This window comes from Streptomyces sp. NPDC049597 (assembly GCF_040675505.1).
Taxonomy (GTDB): domain Bacteria; phylum Actinomycetota; class Actinomycetes; order Streptomycetales; family Streptomycetaceae; genus Streptomyces.
In genome coordinates this window covers 43,774-49,218 of the sequence record NZ_JBFAOY010000003.1, presented here as the reverse complement: position 1 = coordinate 49,218, position 5,445 = coordinate 43,774, and the positions used below count along the sequence as shown (strand labels likewise).

At 72.3% G+C, this 5,445-nt stretch carries 5 protein-coding genes; 1 reads left to right on the top strand and 4 read right to left on the bottom strand.

Features of this window, described 5'->3' with window-relative positions; genetic code table 11:
* Positions 1-115 precede the first annotated feature (115 nt).
* The 4 genes from AB0K02_RS05505 to AB0K02_RS05490 form a co-directional block, all read right to left on the bottom strand.
* Positions 116-490 (bottom strand): RNA polymerase-binding protein RbpA, encoded by a 375-nt coding sequence (locus tag AB0K02_RS05505; RefSeq protein WP_026278069.1) that lies wholly within the window; start codon positions 488-490, stop codon positions 116-118.
* Between the two features lie 255 nt (positions 491-745).
* Complete coding sequence (locus AB0K02_RS05500) at positions 746-2,101, bottom strand: MFS transporter (protein ID WP_365991055.1); 1,356 nt, start codon at positions 2,099-2,101, stop codon at positions 746-748.
* 40 nt (positions 2,102-2,141) lie between these two features.
* Entirely contained in the window at positions 2,142-2,906 is a 765-nt protein-coding gene (locus tag AB0K02_RS05495) for a glycerophosphodiester phosphodiesterase (protein ID WP_365991054.1), read from the bottom strand.
* Positions 2,903-3,589, bottom strand: coding sequence for a hypothetical protein (locus AB0K02_RS05490; protein WP_365991053.1), 687 nt, complete (start codon positions 3,587-3,589; stop codon positions 2,903-2,905). The genes AB0K02_RS05495 and AB0K02_RS05490 overlap by 4 nt, the downstream gene beginning before the upstream one ends.
* 64 nt (positions 3,590-3,653) lie before the next feature.
* On the opposite strand from AB0K02_RS05490, the gene AB0K02_RS05485 reads away from it, so the two are divergent.
* Positions 3,654-5,153 carry a PLP-dependent aminotransferase family protein gene (locus tag AB0K02_RS05485; RefSeq protein ID WP_365991052.1) on the top strand — a complete coding sequence of 500 codons (1,500 nt, stop codon included), beginning with the start codon at positions 3,654-3,656 and terminating at the stop codon, positions 5,151-5,153.
* Positions 5,154-5,445 lie beyond the last annotated feature (292 nt).

Below are 5,445 nucleotides of genomic sequence, written 5' to 3'. Positions count from 1 at the left end.
GCCCGCCGCCCCGGGCCCCGCCCCCCGCGCCCGCGGCGCGGGGGGCTGCCCCCCCCCCCGGGGGGCCCCCCCCCCGCGGCTCCGTGACGTGTAGCGGACCGCGCGCTGGTGCGTGCTACGCGGACTTGCGGCTGTCGCGCGGGTGCACCGCGATGTTCATGGCGCCGGAGCGCAGGACCGCCAGCCGCTCGGCCAGCACTTCCTCGAGCTCCTCGCGGGTGCGCCGCTCCATGAGCATGTCCCAGTGCGTACGCGCCGGCTTGCCCTTCTTCTCCTCGGGGCCGTCCCCGTCAACAAGGAGCGCCTGGCTTCCGCAGACCTTGCACTCCCACTCCGGCGGAATCTCCGCCTCGACCGAGAACGGCATCTCGAAACGATGCCCCTTCTCGCATGCGTACTCCACCGCCTGGCGCGGGGCCAGATCGATGCCGCGGTCGGTCTCGTAGCTGGTCACCACGAGGCGCGTGCCGCGAAGAGCTCGCTCACTCATGAATCGTGCCTCCCGGGCTTGTCGCCCACAGGACAGGTGTCGCTGTCGTCGTCATCCGGTCAACGTCCGGTCGGCGGTAAAGATTCCCGTTGCGGGTCATGCGTCGCCCGTCGTGCCGCCCCTTGTTCTACCCACCAGTGCCCGGTTTGTCACATCTGGCATGAGATGTCACCCAGCGTCTTTGCTACTTGAGCACGCAGTAACGGTCCGCCTGGCGGGCCAAAGGCGTACACTACCGGCCTTTCGTCGCCGCGTCTAAATCCGGTCCGGAACGGGGTTGCCCGCGGCCGCCACCGCACGCCGCACCGGCACTCGCGCGAGCAGTACGAACCCGAGGACGAAGAAGATCACCAAGGAGATGATGGCATCCCGGTAGCTGCCGGTCAGCTGATACGCGAGACCGAACACCAGCGGGCCCAGCCAGCTCAGCCCGCGGTCGCTCATCTCGTACGCGGAGAAGTACTCCGCCTCCTTGCCCCGCGGCACCAGGTGGGAGAACAGCGAACGCGACAGCGCCTGGCTGCCGCCCAGCACCAGCCCGATCGCCGCCGCCAGACAGTAGAACCACACCGGCGCGCCCGCCGGCAGGAAGTAGCCCGCGGCGAGAACGAGGGTCCACACCACGAGTGAGGCGAGCACGGTGCGCTTCGCGCCGTGCGTCCGCGCCAGCCGGCCCATGCCCAGCGCGCCCGCGACCGCGAGGATCTGAACGAGGAGCACCGCCGTGATGAGCGTCGTCTGGTCCAGGCCCAGCTCCTCGGAGCCGTAGACCGACGCCTGTGAGATCACGGTCTGCACGCCGTCGTTGTAGACGAGGTACGCGAGCAGGAAGGACAGCGTCAGCGGATGGCGGCGCATGTCCTTCAGCGTGGCCATCAGCTGACGCCAGCCGGAGCCGACCGCGCCCTCCCCGTCGGCGGTGACGCGGCGGTCGCGCAGCCGGCGCAGCGGAACGAGCGTGAAGGCGCCCCACCACAGACCGGCCGAGGCCAGGCAGATCCGCACCGCCTCGCCCTCGGACAGCCCGAAGGACTCGTGGCCGGAGTAGACGACCAGGTTGAGCACCAGCACCAGCGCGCCCGAGGTGTAGCCGAAGGCCCAGCCCCGCGAGGAGACCGCGTCGCGCTCGTGCGGCTCGGCGATCTGCGGCAGGTACGCGTTGTAGAGGACCATCGACACCGCGAGCGAGGCGTTCGCCACGATCAGCAGGAAGGCGCCGAGCAGATACCGGTCGCCGTCCAGCAGGAACATGCCCGTTGTCGCGCCGGCGCCGAGATACGCGGCGAGGGCGAGGAGGGGCTTCTTGCGGCCGCTGCGGTCCGCCGCCGCGCCTGCGAACGGCATCACCAGCACCGCGAGGACGACCGACACCGAGACCGCGTAGGGGAAGACGGAACCGGCACGCACCGCGATCCCCAGCGGATGGACGAAACCGTCGGCGTCGGCGGCCGCCTTGGCTACCGATGTCAGATAGGGCCCCAGGAACACCGTGAGCACGCTCGTCGAGTACACCGAGCACGCGAAGTCGTAGAAATACCAGCCCCGTTGCTCGCGTCTTCGCTCGCGGGCGCTGTCAGCGCCGTCCGTGCGGTCGGCGGTGCCGGCCGTCATCCGCGCCCCCTCGCTCGTACTGTCCCGGACACGCTCCGGGTCAGACCCACACCCCACGGTCGGTCAGCACCGTGCGCAACGTCTCCAGATGATCGGTCATGATGCCATCCACGCCAAGGTCCAGGAGCGCGGACATCCGGTCTGCGTCGTTGACCGTCCAGACATGGACCTGCAGTCCCCGCGCGTGCGCCTCGCGCACGAAGCGGCGGTCCACCACCCGGATACCGCTCTGCGTCTCCGGAACCTGGGCGCACACCGCGCCGCTGCGCACCGCGGCCGGTATCCCCACGGACGCGAGCCGCAGGCCCAGTACGCCCCTGACCCCGTACGACGTGGCAAGGCGCGGCCCGGCCCGGCGCACCGCCCGGGCCACCCTGCTCTCCGAGAACGAACCGACGCACACCCGGTCCCAGGAGTGTGTCCTGCGGATCAGGTCCACCAGCGGCTCGAGGGCGGAGTCCGCCTTGAGGTCCACGTTCCAGCGGGCGGCGGGGAACTCCTCCAGCAGCTCCTCGAACAGCGGCAGCGGTTCCCGGCCCGCCACTCGGGCCCGGCTCACCTCGCTCCAGGGCAGCTCCGCAATGCGTCCCCTCGAGTCGGTGACCCGGTCCAGCGTCGCGTCGTGGAAGGCGACGAGGCGTCCGTCGGACGTCGTGTGCACATCGGTCTCGAAGTAGCGGTATCCGGCGTCGGCGGCCCGGCGGAAGGCGGCCGTCGTGTTCTCGATGCCGTCGGCGGCGCCTCCGCGGTGGGCGAAGGCGAGGGTCGCCGGATGGTCCAGATAAGGGTGGCGAGTCGGGGTCACCGCCGAAGTATGGCCTGCCTCGGTTTCGAGCCGGCGACCACGGTGCTGCCTTCGGTCGCCCCCGGGATGGCGAAGAGACGCAGGAACAGCTGTGCCAGCGGCCCGATCGCCAGCGCGTACACCACCGTGCCGACGCCCACCGATCCGCCGAGCAGGAACCCGGTGGCGACGACCGCGACCTCCAGCGCCGTGCGCACCAGGCGGATCGACCGGCCCGTGAGGCGGTGCAGACCCGTCATCAGGCCGTCGCGCGGACCGGGGCCGAAGCGCGCCGCGATGTACAGCCCGGTGGCCACACCGTTGAGTACGACGCCCGTGAGGAGGAGCGGGACCTGCGCCACGAGCCCGTGGACGGCGGGCACGACGGCGAGCGTCGCGTCCATGGCGATCCCGATGACGAACACGTTGGACACCGTGCCGAGACCCGGCCGCTGCCGGATGGGGATCCACAGCAGCAGCACAGCGGCGCCGACGATGATCGACACCACGCCGATCGAGATGCCGGTCCGCTCCGACAGGCCCTGGTGCAGCACCCCCCACGGTTCGAGCCCGAGCCCGGCGCGCACCAGGAGTGCGGAACTCACCCCGTACAACGCCAGACCGACGTACAGCTGGAGCAGCCTGCGGGTGAGATGTCCGGACACGGTGGCGTCCCCCTGTGTGGTGGTAGTGGACCGACGCATGACACTCTGTGGCTACGGAACAATGCTCAACCATGGCCAATTCGAGGAAGGTGGACTGACTTCCATGTCGCAGTGGACCTCGGCGGTGGGGGCGGCGCAGCTCGCCCGGCAGCTCACCTCCCAGCAACCGCGCCCGGCCGGCCCCGGCACCCGCAAGCCGCCCGCCTACCGCGCGCTCGCCGACGGCATCCGGCTCCTCGTCCTCGAGGGCCGGGTGCCCGTCGCCGCGCGCCTGCCGGCCGAACGGGAGCTGGCCCTCTCGCTCTCCGTCAGCCGCACCACCGTCGCCGCCGCCTACGAGGCCCTGCGGGCCGAGGGGTTCCTGGAGTCCCGCCGGGGCGCGGGCAGCTGGACCGCCGTGCCCGCGGGCAACCCGCTGCCCGCCCGCGGCCTCGAACCGCTGCCCCCCGAGTCGCTCGGTTCCATGATCGACCTCGGCTGCGCGTCCCTGCCGGCCCCGGAGCCATGGCTGACCAGGGCCGTCCAGGGGGCCCTCGAGGAACTTCCGCCGTACGCCCACACCCACGGCGACTACCCGGCGGGCCTGCCGGCGCTGCGCCAGATGCTCGCCGAGCGCTACACCGAGCGCGGCATCCCGACCATGCCCGAGCAGATCATGGTCACCACCGGCGCGATGGGTGCGATGGACGCCATCTGCCACCTCTTCGCCGGCCGCGGCGAGCGCATCGCCGTCGAGTCCCCTTCCTACGCCAACATCCTCCAGCTGATGCGGGAGGCCGGGGCCCGGCTCGTGCCGGTGGCGATGGCCGAGGGACTGGCCGGATGGGACATGGCGCGCTGGCGCCAGGTGTTGCGCGACGCGGCGCCCCGGCTCGCCTACGTCGTCGCGGACTTCCACAATCCGACGGGTGCGCTGGCCGACGAGGACCGTCGCCGTTCGCTGGTGGAGGCGGCCCGCTCGGCGGGCACCGTCCTGGTCGTCGACGAGACCATGTCCGAGCTGTACCTCGACCCGGACGTCGAGATGCCCCGTCCCGTCTGCGCCTTCGACCCGGCCGGCTCGACCGTGCTGACCGTCGGCTCGGCGAGCAAGGCGTTCTGGGCCGGCATGCGGATCGGCTGGGTGCGCGCGGCTCCCGACGTCATCCGCTCGCTGGTGGCCGCCCGCGCGTACGCCGACCTCGGCACGCCCGTGCTGGAGCAGCTCGGCGTCAACTGGCTGATGCAGACGGGCGGTTGGGACAGTGCCGTGTCCATCCGCCGCGAACAGGCCCGCGACAACCGCGACGCGCTCGTCGCGGCGGTGCGCAGGGAGCTTCCCGACTGGGAGTTCGACGTGCCCTCCGGCGGTCTGACGCTGTGGGTCCGCACCGGTGGCCTCTCCGGCTCCCGGCTCGCGGAGGTCGGCGAACGGGTCGGCATCCGAGTGCCGTCCGGCCCGCGCTTCGGGGTCGACGGGGCGTTCGAGGGATACGTACGGCTGCCGTTCACCGTCGGCGGGCCGGTGGCGGAGGAGGCCGCCACGCGGCTCGCGGCGGCGGCGCGGCTGGTACGCACGGGCGCGACCACGGGCACGGAGGCCCCACGCACGTTCGTGGCGTGAGCACCGGGCGGTGCCTGGTGAGCGCGGCCGTGGCGGGGCCGGTCGCCGGCAGGGGTGGGTCCTCGGGCATGGACGGGTCGGTCGGGGCGTGGCCGGGTGTGCTTTTCGGGCCGGGTGCCTGGGTGAGCGTGGCCGTGGTGCGGTCGGTCGCCGGCAGGGGTGGGTGCTCGGGCGCGGACGGGGACGGTCCGGGGCGCGGCCGGGTGTGCTTTTCGGGCCGGGTGCCTGGGTGAGCGTGGCCGTGGTGCGGTCGGTCGCCGGCAGGGGTGGGTGCTCGGGCGCGGACGGGGAC

Bases quoted from the DNA above. Each gene is read 5' to 3' on its own strand.
- AB0K02_RS05490 (WP_365991053.1), bottom strand. From the start codon at position 3,589: ATGCGTCGGTCCACTACCACCACACAGGGGGACGCCACCGTGTCCGGA.
- AB0K02_RS05485 (WP_365991052.1), top strand. From the start codon at position 3,654: ATGTCGCAGTGGACCTCGGCGGTGGGGGCGGCGCAGCTCGCCCGGCAG.
- AB0K02_RS05505 (WP_026278069.1), bottom strand. From the start codon at position 490: ATGAGTGAGCGAGCTCTTCGCGGCACGCGCCTCGTGGTGACCAGCTAC.
- AB0K02_RS05500 (WP_365991055.1), bottom strand. From the start codon at position 2,101: ATGACGGCCGGCACCGCCGACCGCACGGACGGCGCTGACAGCGCCCGC.